Source organism: Acinetobacter sp. I-MWF (assembly GCF_025433935.1).
Taxonomy (GTDB): Bacteria; Pseudomonadota; Gammaproteobacteria; order Pseudomonadales; family Moraxellaceae; genus Acinetobacter; species Acinetobacter guillouiae.
The window spans coordinates 2,774,380-2,793,446 of sequence record NZ_JAMBAR010000001.1; the positions used below are offsets into that span (position 1 = coordinate 2,774,380).

At 37.5% G+C, this 19,067-nt stretch carries 22 protein-coding genes; 10 read left to right on the forward strand and 12 right to left on the reverse strand.

Annotated features, from left to right (window positions below; all coding sequences use genetic code 11):
- Positions 1-78: 78 nt before the first annotated feature.
- Positions 79-1,305: an MFS transporter gene (locus M2R48_RS12860; RefSeq protein ID WP_262086370.1), complete on the reverse strand. Its 1,227-nt coding sequence runs from the start codon at positions 1,303-1,305 to the stop codon at positions 79-81.
- Positions 1,306-1,371: 66 nt separating this feature from the next.
- Between M2R48_RS12860 and M2R48_RS12865 the strand changes: the two genes are divergently transcribed.
- The 5 genes from M2R48_RS12865 (at position 1,372) to M2R48_RS12885 (ending at position 5,666) form a co-directional block, all read left to right on the forward strand.
- Positions 1,372-1,764 carry a helix-turn-helix domain-containing protein gene (locus M2R48_RS12865; protein WP_262086371.1) on the forward strand — a complete coding sequence of 131 codons (393 nt, stop codon included), beginning with the start codon at positions 1,372-1,374 and terminating at the stop codon, positions 1,762-1,764.
- 209 nt (positions 1,765-1,973) lie between these two features.
- On the forward strand, positions 1,974-2,972 hold the full coding sequence (locus tag M2R48_RS12870) for an AraC family transcriptional regulator (protein ID WP_262086372.1): 999 nt from the start codon (positions 1,974-1,976) through the stop codon (positions 2,970-2,972).
- A gap of 114 nt (positions 2,973-3,086) precedes the next feature.
- The gene (locus tag M2R48_RS12875) at positions 3,087-3,710 is read left to right on the forward strand and encodes a sterol desaturase family protein (RefSeq protein WP_004719477.1); all 624 of its coding nucleotides are present in this window, start codon (positions 3,087-3,089) and stop codon (positions 3,708-3,710) included.
- Positions 3,711-3,743: 33 nt separating this feature from the next.
- Complete coding sequence (locus M2R48_RS12880) at positions 3,744-4,778, forward strand: DUF6670 family protein (protein WP_262086373.1); 1,035 nt, start codon at positions 3,744-3,746, stop codon at positions 4,776-4,778.
- A 204-nt stretch (positions 4,779-4,982) separates the two neighbouring features.
- Entirely contained in the window at positions 4,983-5,666 is a 684-nt protein-coding gene (locus M2R48_RS12885; RefSeq protein ID WP_262086374.1) for a DUF1566 domain-containing protein, read from the forward strand.
- Positions 5,667-5,896: 230 nt separating this feature from the next.
- On the opposite strand, the gene M2R48_RS12890 is transcribed toward M2R48_RS12885, so the two are convergent.
- Positions 5,897-6,475: a YceI family protein gene (locus M2R48_RS12890; protein WP_004719471.1), complete on the reverse strand. Its 579-nt coding sequence runs from the start codon at positions 6,473-6,475 to the stop codon at positions 5,897-5,899.
- A 310-nt stretch (positions 6,476-6,785) separates the two neighbouring features.
- On the opposite strand from M2R48_RS12890, the gene M2R48_RS12895 reads away from it, so the two are divergent.
- Complete coding sequence (locus M2R48_RS12895) at positions 6,786-7,196, forward strand: OsmC family protein (protein WP_096734389.1); 411 nt, start codon at positions 6,786-6,788, stop codon at positions 7,194-7,196.
- Between the two features lie 206 nt (positions 7,197-7,402).
- Here M2R48_RS12895 and M2R48_RS12900 read toward each other — a convergent pair whose 3' ends face one another.
- The 3 genes from M2R48_RS12900 to M2R48_RS12910 form a co-directional block, all read right to left on the reverse strand.
- The gene (locus M2R48_RS12900) at positions 7,403-7,618 is read right to left on the reverse strand and encodes a hypothetical protein (protein ID WP_004719469.1); all 216 of its coding nucleotides are present in this window, start codon (positions 7,616-7,618) and stop codon (positions 7,403-7,405) included.
- A gap of 173 nt (positions 7,619-7,791) precedes the next feature.
- Complete coding sequence (gene tkt, locus M2R48_RS12905; RefSeq protein ID WP_262086375.1) at positions 7,792-9,780, reverse strand: transketolase; 1,989 nt, start codon at positions 9,778-9,780, stop codon at positions 7,792-7,794.
- Between the two features lie 163 nt (positions 9,781-9,943).
- Positions 9,944-10,078, reverse strand: a complete 135-nt coding sequence (locus tag M2R48_RS12910) for a hypothetical protein (RefSeq protein WP_262086376.1) — start codon at positions 10,076-10,078, stop codon at positions 9,944-9,946.
- A gap of 270 nt (positions 10,079-10,348) precedes the next feature.
- Between M2R48_RS12910 and metK the strand changes: the two genes are divergently transcribed.
- The gene (metK, locus tag M2R48_RS12915) at positions 10,349-11,515 is read left to right on the forward strand and encodes a methionine adenosyltransferase (RefSeq protein ID WP_004719464.1); all 1,167 of its coding nucleotides are present in this window, start codon (positions 10,349-10,351) and stop codon (positions 11,513-11,515) included.
- A 259-nt stretch (positions 11,516-11,774) separates the two neighbouring features.
- Here metK and M2R48_RS12920 read toward each other — a convergent pair whose 3' ends face one another.
- A complete protein-coding gene (locus M2R48_RS12920) occupies positions 11,775-12,026 on the reverse strand; it encodes a hypothetical protein (RefSeq protein ID WP_262086377.1) in 252 nt (83 codons plus the stop codon).
- Positions 12,027-12,322: 296 nt separating this feature from the next.
- Here M2R48_RS12920 and M2R48_RS12925 point away from each other — a divergent pair, with 296 nt between their 5' ends.
- A complete protein-coding gene (locus tag M2R48_RS12925; protein WP_016539348.1) occupies positions 12,323-12,511 on the forward strand; it encodes a hypothetical protein in 189 nt (62 codons plus the stop codon).
- Here M2R48_RS12925 and M2R48_RS12930 read toward each other — a convergent pair.
- Both M2R48_RS12930 and M2R48_RS12935 read right to left on the reverse strand, forming a co-directional pair.
- Positions 12,508-13,137 (reverse strand): LysE family transporter, encoded by a 630-nt coding sequence (locus M2R48_RS12930; protein ID WP_056512737.1) that lies wholly within the window; start codon positions 13,135-13,137, stop codon positions 12,508-12,510. The two genes, M2R48_RS12925 and M2R48_RS12930, sit on opposite strands and share 4 nt — an antisense overlap.
- Before the next feature lie 144 nt (positions 13,138-13,281).
- On the reverse strand, positions 13,282-13,851 hold the full coding sequence (locus tag M2R48_RS12935) for an FxsA family protein (RefSeq protein WP_262086378.1): 570 nt from the start codon (positions 13,849-13,851) through the stop codon (positions 13,282-13,284).
- Positions 13,852-14,162: 311 nt separating this feature from the next.
- Here M2R48_RS12935 and ruvC point away from each other — a divergent pair, with 311 nt between their 5' ends.
- On the forward strand, positions 14,163-14,708 hold the full coding sequence (ruvC, locus tag M2R48_RS12940; protein WP_004719459.1) for a crossover junction endodeoxyribonuclease RuvC: 546 nt from the start codon (positions 14,163-14,165) through the stop codon (positions 14,706-14,708).
- Between the two features lie 130 nt (positions 14,709-14,838).
- Here the strand turns inward: ruvC and M2R48_RS12945 are convergent, their stop codons facing one another.
- Genes M2R48_RS12945 through M2R48_RS12960 form a run of 4 tightly spaced genes read right to left on the reverse strand, consistent with a single transcriptional unit; the run spans position 14,839 to position 17,863 of the window.
- Positions 14,839-15,180 (reverse strand): hypothetical protein, encoded by a 342-nt coding sequence (locus M2R48_RS12945; protein WP_004719458.1) that lies wholly within the window; start codon positions 15,178-15,180, stop codon positions 14,839-14,841.
- The gene (locus M2R48_RS12950) at positions 15,173-16,057 is read right to left on the reverse strand and encodes a hypothetical protein (RefSeq protein ID WP_262086379.1); all 885 of its coding nucleotides are present in this window, start codon (positions 16,055-16,057) and stop codon (positions 15,173-15,175) included. The genes M2R48_RS12945 and M2R48_RS12950 overlap by 8 nt, the downstream gene beginning before the upstream one ends.
- A gap of 50 nt (positions 16,058-16,107) precedes the next feature.
- Positions 16,108-16,380 (reverse strand): acylphosphatase, encoded by a 273-nt coding sequence (locus M2R48_RS12955; RefSeq protein ID WP_262086380.1) that lies wholly within the window; start codon positions 16,378-16,380, stop codon positions 16,108-16,110.
- A gap of 7 nt (positions 16,381-16,387) precedes the next feature.
- On the reverse strand, positions 16,388-17,863 hold the full coding sequence (locus M2R48_RS12960; protein ID WP_262087495.1) for an NAD(P)H-hydrate dehydratase: 1,476 nt from the start codon (positions 17,861-17,863) through the stop codon (positions 16,388-16,390).
- Positions 17,864-17,909: 46 nt separating this feature from the next.
- On the opposite strand from M2R48_RS12960, the gene queG reads away from it, so the two are divergent.
- On the forward strand, positions 17,910-19,019 hold the full coding sequence (queG, locus tag M2R48_RS12965; protein ID WP_262086381.1) for a tRNA epoxyqueuosine(34) reductase QueG: 1,110 nt from the start codon (positions 17,910-17,912) through the stop codon (positions 19,017-19,019).
- Positions 19,020-19,067 lie beyond the last annotated feature (48 nt).

The following is a 19,067-nucleotide window of genomic DNA, read 5'->3' on the forward strand; positions in this document are numbered from 1 at the left end:
AAAGCCCTCTTTTTGAGGGCTTGTTGAATCTAGCTCATTTTATACGATTGCACTGCAAGCCCTTCTGATCAAATATTATTATCTACGAAATGAGACACAACTGATGAGCAACCCCACAACCATCAATGCTCCAGCACAGATAAAGGTAAATTGCATCCCATCAATGATTGCTAAAGCCGTTGCCTGATTGAGCTGATTTGTGCCAACACCGAATGAAAAAATAGCTCCCATCACAGAAGCCCCGATAATTAAGCCCATATTACGAGATAAGCTAAGAAGTCCTGATACCATCCCTTGTCGAGCTTTGGGAACATCCGCCAAGGTCATGGTATTGTTGGCTGCCTGAAACAGCTGATAACCCGAAGTCAAAATAATGATCGGCATAATATAGCCACTTATACCCATCAATTTCGGTAAGATAGCGAGCATCGAGCTACCGATAATCAGAAAAATTAACCCTGTAATGACGATATAGCGACTGCCCCAACGATCGACAAGTCGACCCGATGGAATCCCACTTAAGATAGCAACCACTGGCCCAATCCCCATAATCAAACCCACTTGTATTTGATCCAAGTTTAGACCAAGACTGAGATAAAAAGGTCCAATGACAAGTGTGGTCATCATAACAGCTGCAACCAACGAATTAACCATAAGGTTTGGTGTTATGTTCTGGTCTGTTTGCAAAGAAGTTAGCGCAGGAATTTCTTTTTTAATGTAATCATTAGGCAGCAGTACCCTAGCCAGAATAATCGCGATACCCGCAAGTATAAACTGTAATCCAAAAATGCTTTGCCAACCGCTCACGACAAGCAGAAACCCGCCCAACACTGGTCCAAGTGCTGTACCTAAAGCAGATATTGTTCCAAGCATTCCCATTGCTCTTCCCAACTGTGATTTACTGACAGTCTGACGTGTAAGTGCCATTGCAAGTGTCATTAAGAATGCCGCACCTATTCCTTGAAATGATCGTGCAGCAACCAATATCCATAAGCTGGGTGCAACACTACATAGCAGTGAAGCCAAACTGAATATAATCAGCCCAACGATCAGCATAGACTTACATCCATATCGATCACCTAAGCGTCCAGCAATCACAACCGTGATCGTCAACGAGATCAGATATCCAATTACAACAGCCTGTACTTGAATAAATGGCAGTAAAAAGACCTCAGCTAGTGTGGGTAATGCGATATTAGCAATGCTTGTTCCCAGCGATGCCAATAGCATGGATAACCCCAAAGTGATGGTGATTCCAGTATGGGTCTTGTTTGTCAATGTTAATGATTCTGTCTGCTCTGTCATGTTGCGCTCTTGTCAGCAGTGGTGTTTAATCACATACTACTAATTCAAGTTGACTTGAGGTCAAGTATGAAATTTCTTGATATTGGTGAAGTTTCAGCAAAAAGTGGAATTAAACCTTCAGCACTACGCTATTATGAAGAAATCGGTTTGATTTTCTCAATTTCTCGCCATGGATTACGTAGACAATTCTCTTCTGAAGTGCTGTTACGACTCACTTTAATTTCAATGGGGAAATCAGCAGGCTTTTCACTTAAAGAGATCGCAGCAATGTTCGATAGTCATGGCGCACTTGATCTCTCCCCAAGTGTTATTCACCAAAAAGCTGATGAGATTGATCTTCAAATTCATAAATTGATCGCACTCCGTGACATACTTCGTCACGTAGGTGACTGCCCTGCACCATCGCATTTGCAATGCCCTAGTTTTAAGCGACTAGTTGAAAAGGCTGCTCATAAATAAAAGATTTTTTAAAAAGGTTGTTAGGCGTATTTGCTGAATAGCTAAATTAGATTGTAGAACAATAATTAAAATTAGCACGCAATGACATTGAACAGTCAAATGGCTTTCTCTAAGATGATACAACAAGCTTAAATTTTGATGACTTTTATACGTTTGTAGCCTGATCTACGAATATAAATTGTATCTGTTGAAATCGGTATTTTTGATTTATGGATCAAAGCAAATCTAGTGATTCTGGTGTTTTCCTCTGGTTAACATATCACACTCTAAATAAAATGAATTTGGACGCAAATCGGATATTTTCACAAATAAGATTATCTGAACAACCCCCTGACAAAACCATTCGGCGAGATAATTCGACCCAACAACGCTTTTGGGAAATAGCTGAAGAAATCAGTACTGATCAGGATATCGGACTTCATGTAGGTGAACATTTCCCGATTTTTAGAGGCGAAATATTAGAATATATTTTTATGAGTAGCCCTACATTTGGGGACGGCTTACAAAGAGCGTTACGTTATCAAAAAATTTTTACCGATGCTTTTGTGGCTCATTTACACATTGAAAATCAAAATGCAATGATCACGAATCTTCAGCACCCAGTTCGTCATTATCTAGAATGCGCCATAAGCGTTATGCTTAATTTTTTAAACTATATCAGTAACAATCATTTTTATCCCAAAGAAATATGGTTGCCTTACCAAGAAGGCGCGAGTTTAGATGAATATCAACGTATCTGGAAATGCCCGACTCGTTTAGGTATGCAGTACGGCTGTATAATTTTTGATGCGGAAATATTGAGTTTAGCTTCAGCATCGGCTGAACCAATGCTATTAAAAATACATGAGCATGTCGCTAAACAGCAGGTAAAAGTTGTCGATAAATATTATTTGATTAATGATATAGAAAACTTACTCAACTCCGGTTTATTAGAATCAGGTCAATTAGATTTAAAATTAATTGCCCAACATTTAGGGCTACAGCCGCGAAAACTTCGTGCAGATCTTAAAGAAGTTAACACGACTTTTGAAAAAGTTTTGGCAACTTATCGTGAAAAAATGGCCAAAAAGCTGTTGATGAATCCCAATATAAGTATAGATCAAGTTGTATATTTAATTGGTTTTTCTGAGCCTTCCGCCTTTTCACGTGCCTTTAAACGTTGGACAAATGAAACGCCATCCCATTATCGCCAGCGTAAGCAAAAATAAGTTTTTAGCTATAACTTGATTCTAATGACATTTAACGAGTTAGCTTTTCGGTCAAAAAAAATGAGCTGTTCTTTTCTACACTGATGGTTATTTCTTAATTGAAAAGGATCAGAGATGTTAGGTTTTCCAATTGGCCTTTTAGTTGCGAATGGATTTGAATGGTATGCACATAAGGTATGGTTGCATGAGTTTCCAAGTAAACACCGTAATAGCCCTTTCTTCACACATATAGCACATCATAAACGTGCCAGAACAGATGTATTTCATGATGAAGGATATCGTGAATCTATGTTTAAAAATGCAGAAATTTATAATGAAAAAACCGCATTGTTAGGTTTAGCCGCGGTTTCAACTGTATTTTTACCCATTGCACCATTTTTTACTGCCGGCTTATATTATGGGATTTGGAATTATTGGCGAGTACATGCAAAATCTCATCTAGACCCTGAATATGCGCGTAAACGAATCCCTTGGCACTATGATCATCATATGGCAAGTAATCAAAATGCCAATTGGTGTGTTACACGTCCGTGGTTTGATTATATTATGGGAACACGTGTTTTTACTGAGCTTTCGATTAAAGAAAGCAATCCCCTAGGAATAAAACTACCTAAAAATTTTGAAATCATCTTAAACAAGACATCACAGAAAATATTTGCAAAATCATATCTTAAAATTACTTCTAAGAGTGCATTGGATATAAAAAGTGCTCGTCAAGGCATCTCATTAGAACTGTAAATTTTAACAAATAAAGTATTAAGGATCATCTAGATGAAACGATTATTGCCCAAACACATTGCTGCGCCAAAGTTTTTACATCATTTTATCGATCGTTCAGAGACAATCAACGGAAGACCGTTCGATGAGAATACGCCAACGCATACACCAAAAGGAAAGTATTCTTGCGTTCATTATGGGGTTATGATTCCGAATCTTGAAGCACCATTTAATTTTTTGAATCTATTAATTGTGGTTGGCCAGCCTCGTGTAAAAATTTTTCGGAATCAACATTTGATCCAAACTACTGCGCTTGATACTGCAAATGTATTGATCGGTACCACAGTAGGTACAAAAGAACATTTTAATGGCTATAGTGTAGAAAATGACTGTGTATTGGAAAGCAATGGTTCATCTTTAAGTTTTGGTCGTGACGTGTTACTCGAAGGTACATATCCAAATTTTCATGCGCATCGTGAAGGTCATGATTTCAATTTTGATTTAAAGATTCGTGCGACTGATAAAATTGCCCATTTTGCACAAATGTCATTGGGTTTATATGATCACTGGGCATTATTATGTACATATGAAGGATTTCTTGAATATCAAGGTAAAAAAACCAAGGTTCAGGGTCTTTGTACTTATGAATATGCTCGTGCAGTAGATGTAAACTTATATATCAATTATTTTACTTATCATATTTTAAATATCGATGAGAAAACTCAAGTCCTACTTGTAGAAGTCCTTGGTCCATTAAATCTGGTATTGCAACGTCGAGTATATATTCGTTCTACAGATGATCATGGCAGTATTCATTCAAATGGATTTAATTTTAATGTCCATACATTTGAAGCTCAGCGCGTTATAACCCCGAATGGTTTATCAATGCGCTTAGCTCGTACCTTTTCATGGAGCGTGAATGATGATAATGGAAACCCGTTAATCCATATTGATGGGCGAACAAATGCTGATTTTCGATATGGTATGGCGGGAGGCTATGCAGGGAGCTATAAATACAAAGGTACATTCAAGGGTCGTGCAGTTGAAGGTACTGGTTATATTGAATATTTAGATATCCGTACTGATTAAATCGATTCAACTTATAACTAGGTGATAAAAAGCCTAGTTAAAACAGATATAGACATCATCCACTTTACCATTGCTCAATATTCACCAATGTAGTTTTAAAATATATCAAGGCAACGATAATACGGAATTCGGTCTTTTCTACATTTACTTTGGAGGGAAGTAAAAGTAAATTACAGAGAACTATTCCTTAAGCAATAAGACAAAATGAATATCTTTAACCAATTTAAACTTTGTATTGAGCAGCGTAAAAGCTTAATTCCAGCATCCTTGCTATTAATAGTTTCAACAAGCGCTATGAGTGTTTACGCAGAAACGGATGAGCAATTAAGCAAATCTGGGCAATGGCGTGACCCTGCAACAGGTCTAATCTGGATGCGTTGTTCAATTGGGCAATTATGGACAGGCTCAACTTGTAAGGGTGATCCTTTGGAATTTAAAAACTGGGAAGATGCACAAGATTATCTTGATCAAATGAATAAAAATAGTGGATTTGAAGGTAAAAATAACTGGCGTGTTCCCAAAATAAAAGAATTAATAACAATTCGTAAATGTAGTACTGGCTGGAGGAAAATAGGACAAATACAATTGCCAGAACAAGAGCGGAGACAATATGGACAAGATCATGAACTTGAAATGAAAAAATTACCTTATGGGCAAAAAGCTCCGACTAACTGTGCTGATGATTCAACTAGCCCTACATTAGATACTCATATTTTTCCCAATACCCCATCTAATGGTAAATATTGGTCAAGTTCATTATCCCCATGGAAACCTATAGGCTACAAATATAAGGCATGGAATGTCGACTTTAAGACTGGTTTTTTTGCACCGACCATTAACTACACAGATGACCGTCGTTTTTCTAGAGCAGTTCGAAATAGTCGTTAGTTTCCCAGCAGGAAATTGTCTAGCATTTTATATAAGCAGTATCATGCTAATGTTAGAAAAAATTTAAAAATATAAAAGAATTGCAACGACTGAAAAATAGCTGATTTTGCCTCTAGAGCAAATCATAGTGAGTAATGATTATTTAAGTATCTTAAATTGAATAAGGAATAGACGATAAAAAAGGCCTATAAAGTTAAACTAACTTTATAGGCCTTTAATCTATTCCAATATTACTTCGCTACAGAAGCTTCTGTTGTAATATTTACAGTGATTTTATCACCTACATTTGGGACATATGCTCCAACACCAAATGCTGAACGATTAAATGATGTTGTTGCATTGAAACCAATTGACTGTGCTTTAGTCATTGGATGCTCACCTTGTTTGTTTAAAACAGCATCTAAAACAACAGGTTTAGTCACATCTTTCACAGTTAAGTTACCTGTGATTTTGTATTTGTTTTTACCTAAAGCTTGAACTTTCGTACTTTTAAAAGTGATGTTTGGATACTTTGCAGCATCAAAGAAATCTGCATTTTTTAAATGTTCATCTAATGCTGCAACATTGGTATTTAAACTAGACAATGGAATAGTTACATTGACAGATGAGTCTGCTGGTTTTGCATTATCAACAGAGATCGTACCTTGGATGTCACTGAAGTTTGCTGAAGGAGTTGAAAAACCGAAATGATTCCAAGTAAATACTGTTGCAGTATGCGTTGGATCAATTTTGTAATCTACAGGTTTTGCCATGCTGAAAGTTGCTACTGATGCTACGGCTAAACCCAATGTTAATGCTTTAAAGTTCATCTTTATATTCTCGCTATCGAATGGATATTAGTTTATACACTTCCCGTATAAATTCATTGTTATTGATAATACGATATGTTGCATATATGCAACGATTCTATAATGACCATTTTTAAAACTTGATCAAAACCTTAAAAATCAATACAAGGCATTGTTTTATCATTATTTAATTTTTTACAATCTAATTAAGCAAAGCATAGACCATAGGCTAAATTCAAAGCTAAAATTTATAAAGCAATAAATTACACTAGACCATTTTACGGAAATTTTATATTTATAGTACTGGTCTTTTTTATCTGACGAATGTTTTATGGCAAATATTGCTCAAGCACAAAGTACACAAACAGCTTATCGTGTAACACTCACCAATCCGCAAGGACATACATGGTATGCCGATGAACCTAGCGATAAAGGTGGTCAAGATACTGCACCGAATCCAATTCAAATTTTATTATCAGCACTAGGCGCTTGTACTGTGGTCACCCTAGAAATGTATGCAAATCATAAAGGGCTTAAAATTGAACATGTTCAATTAGATTTAGCTTTAAATCCTGAGGGTGATCCTGAAGCAGGCCAAAATAATATTTCAAGGAAAATTATTCTTAAAGGTGATTTTACCGAGGAACAACATAAACGACTGCTTAAAGTTGCAGAAAGTTGTCCTGTTCATAAATTATTGACTTCAAATATCCAAATTCAGACAGAGTTGGGTATTGAATAAGAATTCCCTCATTTTTAACAAGAGGATCAGGTATTCTTATTAATAAATACCCCGCTCAATGCCCTCTATCCATTTTCTGACCCAGTTAGCATTTCCTTGATCATAGATTGTATTATTATAATTTTTTTCAGCTGTTAATTTAGATGAAAATTAATTTTTAAAATTACAAACGATAAAAATCAAAGCCCCTTTCGGGGCTTTTAAACTTATAACTTTTCAACCAAGACACGATCAACTTGCTTTAAACCAGATTGTTTTTCATGGTTTTTACGGCGAATCTTAATCAACTTGTCTTCTTGAAAATCTTGTAACAGCAACTCAACGGCAACCATAGATTCGAGCGGCAAATCCTGCCCAATCCACTTTTGCTCACCTGCGTCCATCAAGGTAATTTCATCACTAATTTGTTCATAAAGGCTCATATTTTCCTCACTTCTGGGATATGTATCACTATGTTTCATGAATACCCAATGAATGGCACAACTATATACCTATTGCTAAAAACTGCTACTAAAATTTACTTAATTTACAAACAAATTTCACAATATAAAAACGCCCCTCTCGGGGCGTTTCAATATTTAAAACGATGCAAGAATTAAGCAGTTAATTCTTTTACAGCGCCAACAACAGCTTCAGTGGTAATACCAAAGAATTGGAACAAATCTTTGGCTGGTGCAGACTCACCGTAAGTTGACATACCAATAACTTTGCCGTCTAGACCTACAAATTTCCACCAGTAATCTACATGTCCAGCTTCAACTGCAACACGTGCACGGATATTTGATGGTAATACCGCTTCACGATATGCAGCATCTTGCTTCACAAATTCTTCCGCACATGGCATAGACACTACACGTACACCATCAAGTTGTGCATATGCTTCCATTGCCAATGAAACTTCTGAACCAGTCGCGATGATGATCGCTTTTAATTCGCCTTTTTCTTCAGCCAATACATAACCACCTTTCACAACATTCTCAATCTGAGCTTGAGTACGTGTTTGGAATGGTAAGTTTTGACGAGAGAAAATTAACGCTGTAGGACCTTCGTTACGTGTTAAAGCAGATTTCCAAGAAATAGACGCTTCAACTGTGTCACATGGACGCCATGTATTTAAATTTGGCGTACCGCGTAAAGAAGCAATTTGCTCAACAGGTTGATGCGTTGGACCATCTTCACCTAGACCAATTGAGTCATGAGTATAAACATGGATCACACGTTGTTTCATCAATGCAGACATACGAACTGCATTACGAGCATATTCCATAAACATAAGGAAGGTTGCTACATAAGGAATGAAACCACCATGCAATGCTACACCATTGGCAATTGCAGTCATACCAAACTCACGCACACCATAATGTACATAGTTACCCGCAGGATCAGACTCAACCCCTTTCGCGCCTTTCCAAAGTGTAAGGTTTGAACCAGCCAAGTCAGCAGAACCACCTAAAATTTCAGGTAGTAAAGGTGCAAATGCTTGAATCGCATTTTGGCTTGCTTTACGTGTTGCAATGGTTTCACCTTTGGCATTCACTTCAGCAATATAAGCATCCGCTTGTGCCAAAAATTCTGCAGGCAAGTCACCATTCACACGGCGTTTTAACTCAGCCGCTTCTGTTGGGTATTTTGCAGCATAGCTTGCAAAAACGTCATTCCAAGCAGCTTCTGAAGCTGAACCCTTTGCTTTTGCATCCCAAGCGGCATAGACATCAGCAGGAATAACAAACGGCTCTTCTTTCCAACCCAATGCTTCACGAGTTAATGTAATTTCATCATTACCCAATGGCGCACCATGGCAATCTTCTTTACCTTGTTTGTTTGGAGAACCTAAACCAATAATCGTTTTACAGATAATCAAAGTTGGTTTCGAGCTTTCTGCACGCGCAGCAACTGTCGCAGCACGAATTGCATCTGCATCATGACCGTCTGCACGAAGTACTTGCCAACCATAAGCTTTAAAGCGCTCTTCTGTATCGTCAGAGAACCAACCTTCTACTTCACCATCAATAGAAATACCATTGTCATCATAATAAACAACGAGTTTTCCAAGACCTAATGTTCCAGCAAGTGAACATGCTTCATGGGAAATACCTTCCATTAAGCAACCATCACCCAAGAAACAGTAAGTGAAGTGATCTACAACTTGAATATCTTCTTTATTAAATTGTGCCGCTAAAGTTTTCTCAGCAAGTGCAAAACCTACAGCATTGGCAACACCTTGACCAAGTGGACCTGTTGTCGTTTCAATCCCTGGTGCATAACCTAATTCTGGGTGACCAGGAGTTTTAGAATGTAATTGGCGGAATTGTTTAATATCTTCAATAGAAAGATCATAACCAGTTAAATGAAGCAAAGCATATTGCAACATTGAACCATGACCATTTGACAATACAAAACGGTCGCGGTTTGCCCATTGTGGGTTGCTTGGATTATGGTTTAAAAATTCACGCCATACGACATCAGCGATATCTGCCATCCCCATTGGAGCACCTGGATGTCCAGAATTAGCTTTTTGCACAGCATCCATAGCCAATACACGAATTGCGTTAGCTATACGACGTTCATTCAGCGGGGTTGTCATAAATCAGAGTCCAATAAATTAAAATATAGGAAGATGAATAGAAAATTCAAAAACTGGGATGTATTGTCTTAAAAAAAGCGATCAGGGTAAAGACTTAAGTCTATATTTATCCGCTTAGGTTGCAAATTAATTAAAAAATATACCGAATAGTCTTAAATCAACGTTAAAAACGGTCTTTTTTCTTATTCACATCGAACATCTCAACATCAGCAAAACAAATTTGATTATGTTTAAGCGATGCAGTTACATTCGGATATTCTTGCACCATCCGATTCAGTCTAAATTTTGAAAATTTCATGCTGATCATTATTCAATAGAACAAGATCTTGCTAAAGCGTTTCACTCGATAAAAAGTCATGTTAACTTGAATGCAAATCGCTCTGCTTTTGCAAATTTTCCAAGAAACAGGACTCGATCGTAATCTTTTATCAATTTTTCTAATGAGCATATCAATTAAAAACACATGAAAATGAATTTAATTCATGCATTTTAGTCAGGTAATGCTAGTCCTCAGGCTGAAGTCGATGTAACATATTGCGTCTTTATAAATTACTGTGATAGGACTTTCATGCGCGAGTATGCTGTTTTTACTTCGGAATCTGTGAGCGAAGGCCATCCAGATAAAATGGCTGACCAAATCAGTGACGCTATCTTGGATGCAATCTTAAAAGAAGACCCATACGCTAGGGTTGCATGCGAAACATTAGTAAAAACTGGTGCAGTCGTTCTTGCAGGTGAAATTACAACGACTGCAAATGTCGATTTTGAAACTATTGTCCGCAATACCGTAAATGGAATTGGCTATCACCATACCGATTTAGGTTTTGATGGTTCAACTTGTGCTGTGATTAACATGGTGGGTAAACAATCACCTGAAATTGCACAAGGTGTAGACCGTCAGAAACCAGAAGACCAAGGTGCAGGTGACCAAGGTTTAATGTTTGGTTATGCAAGCCGTGAAACTGATGTGTTGATGCCAGCACCGATTTCATATGCGCATCGCTTAATGGAAAAACAAGCTGAATTACGTCGTAACGGCGCACTACCGTGGTTACGCCCAGATGCAAAAAGCCAAGTAACCTTTGCCTACGAAAATGGCAAACCTGTTCGCTTAGATGCAGTTGTTCTTTCAACTCAGCACGATCCTGAAATTTCACAAGCCAATCTTAAAGAAGCTGTGATTGAAGAAATCGTGAAAAAAATCATCCCTGCTGAAATGTTCCATGCGGGTACTAAATTTCACATCAACCCGACAGGGTTATTTGTGATTGGTGGTCCAGTGGGTGACTGTGGTTTAACTGGTCGTAAAATTATTGTCGATACTTACGGTGGTATGGCGCGTCATGGTGGTGGTGCTTTCTCTGGTAAAGACCCATCAAAAGTTGACCGTTCTGCTGCTTATGCAGGCCGTTATGTTGCAAAAAATATTGTTGCGGCAGGTTTAGCGGATAAATGTGAAATTCAAGTGTCTTATGCAATTGGTGTTGCTGAGCCGACTTCGATTTCGATCAACACATTTAATACCGGCAAAGTATCTGATGAATTGATTATCCAGTTGGTTCGTGAGCATTTTGACTTACGTCCATACGGTATCACCCGTATGCTTGACCTGATTCAACCAATGTATAAGCAAACCGCTGCTTATGGTCATTTTGGTCGTGAAGGTTCAGATACTGCATTTACTTGGGAAAAGACAGATAAAGTTGAAGCACTTAAAGCTTCTGCAAATTTGTAATTCTAGCCTAAGATCTAAATCTAAAAAAGCTCGCAAATGCGAGCTTTTTTATTGAATTAATGTTATCGGGATGAATACCTCAAAATTTTTCCTCCTCTACTCCACTGAATATCTATATGTTAAATATCTTATCGATATTTATAACTTAAAACAGCTCTAATGGTTTGTTTATTTTAATCATTAGCATGATCTAATTTTATTGTTCTTCAAAAAAATCAAATCTTTATACAATTAAACCCATCATCTACACGTACACGAATTATTGACCATCTGATTTAGCATCTGGCTGTAATACACTCAATAAAGAAACTTGCGCTGGGGTTTCTGTATTGTGATTTTGCAAATAAATATGTCCCACTTTAAACGTTACTGCTGTAATCAAACAAGCAACCAGACAAAACGTCCATAATCCATATGGGCTTTTAATATGTTGAGAGCCACATTTTGGACAAACTTTTTGTGTTGAACTGACAGCTTCATCACAACAAGCACAATGATATTGTAGAATCATATTCAGATCTCCTTTTATGGCGCTATTATTGTTTTTAATTATTACACTACAATTATATCCATATATGTAATGCAAAAAATCTGTTTCTTTTTTTAGTGTACATGATTCGTATCTTTTGACAAGACAAATTTGTTTCAATATATTCTTACATAAATTCAATAACTTAAATCCACACACTAAAAATAAGTGATTATAAATCAACACCGATCAAATTGTGGATCATTCATTCAATATTCTGTATTACATTGATTCAAGTTATAATCTGTAAAGTTAAAGATATTGTTGTGGAGATTATTTTGGTACAGCTGATAAAAAAAGGCGGTTTAAGAGAGCGTGCAAATCGCAGTCGTAAATACACGCAATCTGAAAATAATATTAAAACCTTAGATCCACATCGCTATACCACTCAAGATCAAAACGATAGTCGCAATGATCAACAGTCACAACAACAACCCGTAAATCCTCAACAACATCCCGACCACTAAAACATTTTCAAGACATCGACCCAAAGGAAAATGGCAAATAATAAGAAAAAGCTTCCTGAAACAATATCGATATAACTTCCCGATTTTTGATAAATGCGTTTAATTTTAGGAATTGACATGATCATCATCAACAGACTGAAAACTAAAAATGTTTGTATTGGAATAATCACTGCCAACTGCGGTTTTAAATTTGCACCTGCTGTTGAACTTAATGCCAATGAAAAAACACTACTAAAATAAATCACAATCTTAGGATTAGCTAAATTGGTATAAAGCCCCAATAGAAAATAGTTTTTAGGGGGCTGCTCTATCACACCATCTAAATTGGTATTTTGTTTAAGTGTTGCAATGCCGCCTCTTAACATTGCATAGCCCATTTTGGCAAGGAACAAGCCTCCGATAAGCATCAAGACTTGTTGAATCCATGGCCATTGTTCCAATAAAACCGTAAAACCGAGCAAGGTTAATGCAACCCATACCACCACACCAGCAGAGATGCCTAAAATGATTTTTAAAGTATTGGCACGTGTTGTTGATGCTGAGCTTTTAGCAACAAGTAATACATCTGGACCAGGACTCAACTGTGCAACAAAGTGTAGTGCACAAATGGTCAATAACATCGACATAATAGAATCTTAGAAATTGTGACTCAGTGATTATATCGTTTGATCAAAAATATGTTTAAGAAATTATGCTTGCTTCCGTTGATTTCAGGCATAAAAAAGCCGAATCATTGATTCGGCATTCTATTCAATATCGTAGACTGTATTTTATTTTTTATTTACATCTTTCAATTCAATTTGTTTATGCTGCGGTTCAACTTCATGCGCTTCACCATCAATAATGGTTGAATCACGATATTGCCCACCAGATTGCTGGTTTTGCATATCCTGCATTTGACGCATCAAATCTGCAAATGGGTTTTGACCTTGAACACCACCCATGTCCCCCATTCCACCCATCATATTGTTCATCATGGCTTGTTGCTTTTTCGCCATATATTTCATACCTGCATTTTTAATTGCATTCTGTACAGGTGGAAGAATAACCAGTAACGCCAAGACATCGGTGATTAAACCTGGAATCATCAACAAAATACCAGCAAATGCTGTCGCCATTTTTTTGGCAATAGCAGGATCATTCCCCATCATTCCTGTCATTTGCATTTGTTGTAATTGCGGCATAATTGTTGCGGTACTTGAACGCAACAAGTTTAAACCAATTACAAAAGCAATGATAAACCAGAAAAATACGTACCAACCGCTAATGAATTGGGCTACACCAATCCATACAGCAATTTCAAGAATCGTACCAATTAAAATAATAGGAAAAAGTTTCATCGAAACAAGGCATCTCAAAGATAAATTAAAAGTGAGCTTGAAAATTCACATATAAAAACAATGAATTTCGTTGCTTCTATCATTTATATGGGCAGTTAAAAATTTTTAAAGGGTAATTTTGTGTTCTGACAGCGATTTTATGTATTTGTGCGATTTATTGACTAAGATTTTATAAATAATGAGCCCTCTAGCGTTGTGCTTAAGGGAAATAATACTGTTGTGTACTTTGATTATACAACTAAGTTAAAATTTTACTTACAATTCATTTTTAGAATCATATAATTGAAGCAAGACTTACGATAAGCAGTATTATGCCTTTAATTATTGGAATTGACCCCGGTTCACGCCTAACAGGTTATGGCATCATTGAAAAAGATGGTCAAAAACTTACTTTTGTTGATGCTGGTACAATTCGCACTGAAACAACAGAAATGCCTGAGCGACTTAAACGAATTTTTGCTGGAGTTGAACGTATTGTTCAGTTTCATGGCCCTACAGAAGCTGCTGTAGAGCAAGTATTTATGGCACAAAACCCTGATTCCGCTTTAAAACTTGGGCAAGCGCGTGGCGCGGCAATTGCAGCGTTGGTCAATTTAGACTTACAAGTTGCAGAATATACGGCTCGTCAAATTAAACAATCTGTTGTGGGCTACGGTGCTGCGGACAAAGAACAAGTTCAGATGATGGTAATGAAGTTACTTAACTTATCAATCCAACCCCAACAAGATGCTGCCGATGCACTCGCTGCAGCAATTTGCCATGCCCATGCTTCTGGCAGTATGAGCAAATTAGCTGTACTGAATGCTTTAGGCGGTATGGCTCGTGGGCGGAGTCGCAATAGTAGTCGTCGACGTTAATTTATATACACCACCAAAACGCCTCGCTCTACCCATGTCAAAGTCCAAGCTATTGCAATCATAAGCAAGCTATCGCAATCACCAAGGTGATCTGAAAGGGTTTCTATTTATTGAGATGGTAGAGCCCATCTCAAGTGAGATAAGGCAAAGTATCTTTTCGAATCTCACGAATACTTGGCTGCTTTGTATAGGTTGCAATTAACATTTTTCCAGAAGTTCTTAGATTTTTCTTCTGTTCAGAATCAACACGAATCAATACCAACTCTTCAGGGATACGTGGATTACTCCCTTCTCGACAAATTATAAAGTTTTGATTCCGTTCAAGAATAGTATAATTTGGAAATTCCTTTTGTAACTTCGCTTTGAATGACAAAGACTTATCTTCTTTTTTTCCACTATCGAGTTGGGTATAAATGATCAATACCAAACACGCAGCAAATACAATTCCAACAACTAAATATTTATCAATCATGTAATTTCACTCGAATATACTTCTGCTGTTTTTCATTATACTGATAAACATGGGTTTCATTTATAGGCACAATTTTAGCAATATCACCAACATAGATTTGCTGTGTACCAGAATAGTGAATTTCAATATCGTACAAACCATCATGCTCAGTGCTTAAAAAGCGATAATCAGCTTGTGTATTGTAGATTTTATCACTTCCTGTCACTTCATTGTCATTCCCAATTTCTGCAACTTCCAATTTGACCATTACAGGGTTTTCATCAAATGGGATGATATAGAGCGTGCTCGTTGAATAGCCTTGTCGACTATACGCTTGTTCTTCGACATAGCCTTTTATTCGCGGACCAATTTTTCGAATATTTTTAACTATATTTTCAGTCGGATAAGGCAAATAATTAAAATCTGCATTCATCCAACTATTTTCATTCTGACTCCGGCTCACTAACTCAAATTGACCTAAAGCATTTTTCTTAAACAGGTAGACTTTAGTAAATGTTGCGCATACACCACAAAAGTTTAGTAATTCATTATTTTTATCTATCGAAACTTCTGTTGTACTTATCAGATAGCGCAACTCATTTTGAGCATTTTGATAAGCACTCGCAGGACTAAATACAATCACTGCATCATCAGTATCGAAGACATGGGTATATTCGGCATTTTTAATCCCGACATACTGTATATTGCTCTGATCTAATTGAGGGATTTTGACATATTGGATCTGTTTTTGATAAAAAGATTTCATCACAGTTTTAAAGTCCAAATCTTTTAAAACAATCTTATTCTTATTCATCACAGCGTTTACTGGTTGTGCGACAAGCTCAGTATGAATACCGCACATCAAAATACAGCTTAATAAAATTTTGTTGATCATCATAGGTAATATTGATTTATATCAGTATGTGGTTGCTATTCTAAATGATCACTTTAACGAATCATCTTAAAATCAGTATAGTTTAAATCATGATTCAGGTTTTGTTGTTCAATACTGCTCACATCAGCACGTAAAGGCCCAACATAGCAATGACGAATCAAACTTAAAATCGCTTGTTCATCTCCGACTACAACAGCTTCAACCTCGCCTGTAGTTAGATTTTTCACATAGCCTTTTAAATCCAATTGTAAGGCTTCTTTTTCAAACCAACGACGATAGCCTACAGCTTGAACTTTACCACGAATTAACAATTTTACCGCTTTCATCACATACTCACTCCTGACAATGATTGACCACATAGTACACTGCATCACGCATTTGCTGGGCCTGTAAACCACGCATACCGTTTTTTGCGAGCCTATCACCTGCCAAAGCATGTAAGGTGACAATTTCATGTAAGTGAATATTTTCATCAAATTGTGCTTTTAAACTGGCAATCATTCCTGCAAGAACATCTCCCATCCCACCAGTGCCCATGCCTGCATTCCCCGCAGTACAGATCCATAGATGCTTTTCTAAAATCAAACTTCCAGAACCTTTAAGTACCCATTGTCCTGAATATTTTTGCTGAAGTTTTTGAATCGCAGCAATACGATCATTTTCAATCTCTGCCACTGAGCAATTTAATAATTTAGCAGCCTCACCTGGATGAGGCGTCAGATAAGTTCGTTGATTGAATTGAACAGCTTGTTCAGTTAAAAACCATAAAGCATCAGCATCTAAAACCACTTGTAGCTGTGGCGTTAAATGAATGGGGGAAAACCATTTTGAAAATTGTTGTTTCGCCCAAGCATCACGCCCTAAACCCATTCCAAAACTGACAGCATCCACATGGCTTAATAAATCTTGTATATCCACATCAGTTAAAGCATTGATATCTCTTAGCATGATGTTAGGAGAGCGTGCCAGAATTGCTGTGTGATGTTTGGCATGACATACAATCGTGACTTTTCCTGCACCCGCACTAAATGCAGATTCAGCAGCTAACATGACTGCACCGCCCATCTCTGCATGCCCACCGACCACCAAAACATGCCCATAACTGCCTTTATGGCCGAACGCTTGGCGTTGTGGCAATTGAATCTGGGTGGGCGACAACTGTGCGACAGCTTTTAATTGTGGGTCTATTGGAACAATTGAAATGAGCTCAATTTGACCCGCATATTCTCGACCCTGCCCTGTAAACAAGCCCGCTTTCAGGCCTAAAACAGTCAATGTTTGATCTGTTTTTACCGCCACAGGTAATGGCTGTCCAGTATTGGCATTTAAACCACTTGGAATATCGATGGCTACTTTTAAACCTGATTGGACATTATAGTGTTGAATAATCGCTTGCAATGCATCATCCAAATCACGGTTTAAGCCAATACCAAACAGTGCATCAATATGACAATCAAAGCGCTTTTGGATATTAAAATGTGGATGGATTTTTATTTTATCTGTCTGTACTAATTCAATTGCCGCCTTTAACTGCTGAGAATGCCCTGCTTCAGTTGCAAATATTTCGACTTGATAACCGTATTGATGCAAATAATAGGCAACACAATAGCCATCACCTGCGTTATTTCCTGCACCGCACCACACTGCAACAGTGGTAATTGGGGGAGAAGCTTGTTGAAACAAAATATTTAAGCGTTGCGCAATCGACCAAGCCACCTGTTGCATTAAACCAAAAACGCTATTTTGCTGAGCAAACCAACGCGCTTCCCATGCTTGTATTTCACGGCTGTGATAAACTTGCTGATGCATCATTCTGTCCTTTTCTTCTCACTATTTTATAGCGCATTGATTCATTATGTCGGCAACGTTAACTTCGCAATCCATTCCCTTGCAACAGCTTGATCTTCAAGAACTAAAATCTTGGATCAAACAACAGGCTTTGCAACTGGGCTTTGCTGATTGTGTCATTGCTCGTCCTGATGCTCAAGCTGAATTACCACGATTTAAAGAATATTTAAAACGCGGATACCATGGCGATATGAAGTTTTTAGAAGAAAATTTAGAAAAAAGAGCGAATCCTACACTACTGGTTCCAGGCACAAAAAGTATCATCTGTGTACGAATGAATTATTTGGTAGAAACACCAAAACCGCGTTATGTACCAGATGAGCCCAATTCAGCAATTATTGCCCGTTATGCACGTGGACGTGATTATCATAAAATCATGCGTGGTCGGCTAAAAAACTTGGCAACCCTCATTAAAGAAAAAGTTGGTCCATTTGAATCCCGTCCCTTTGCCGACTCAGCGCCAGTATTTGAAAAATCACTGGCAGAAAGTGCGGGGATGGGATGGACCGGTAAACATACTTTATTGATTCATAAAAAATCGGGTTCTTTTTTTGTTTTAGGTGAATTATTTACTTCACTTGATTTGCCCTTTGATGAACCGGCAACGCATCATTGTGGTTCATGCTCAGCCTGTATCGATATTTGCCCAACTCAAGCGATTGTTGAGCCGTATATGTTAGATGCGCGCAGATGTATCGCCTATTTAACCATCGAATATAAAGGAATCATTCCTGAAGAGTTAAGACGTGGTATTGGTAATCGTGTTTTTGGCTGTGATGACTGCCAACTAATTTGTCCTTGGAATAGTTTTGCCAAAAAAGCTTCGATTGAAGACTTTAATCCACGTCACGGCTTAGACCATATTAACTTATTAGATTTATGGCAATGGGATGAACAAACCTTCCTCAATTGTACTGAAGGTAGTCCCATCCGACGTACAGGCTTTCAAAGCTTTATGCGCAATATTGCAATTGGCTTAGGTAATGCACCGTATTCAGCCCAAATTATTGCAGCATTGACCCAAAATAGAGCCTTACATGATGAAGTTGTGCAAGTCCATATTGATTGGGCAATTACCGAGCAAAACGCTAAACAACACCAAATTTCAGCCCATTGATACCCTTAAATTGTGCCAAACAATAATTTTCAGATCGTTGCAAAGTTT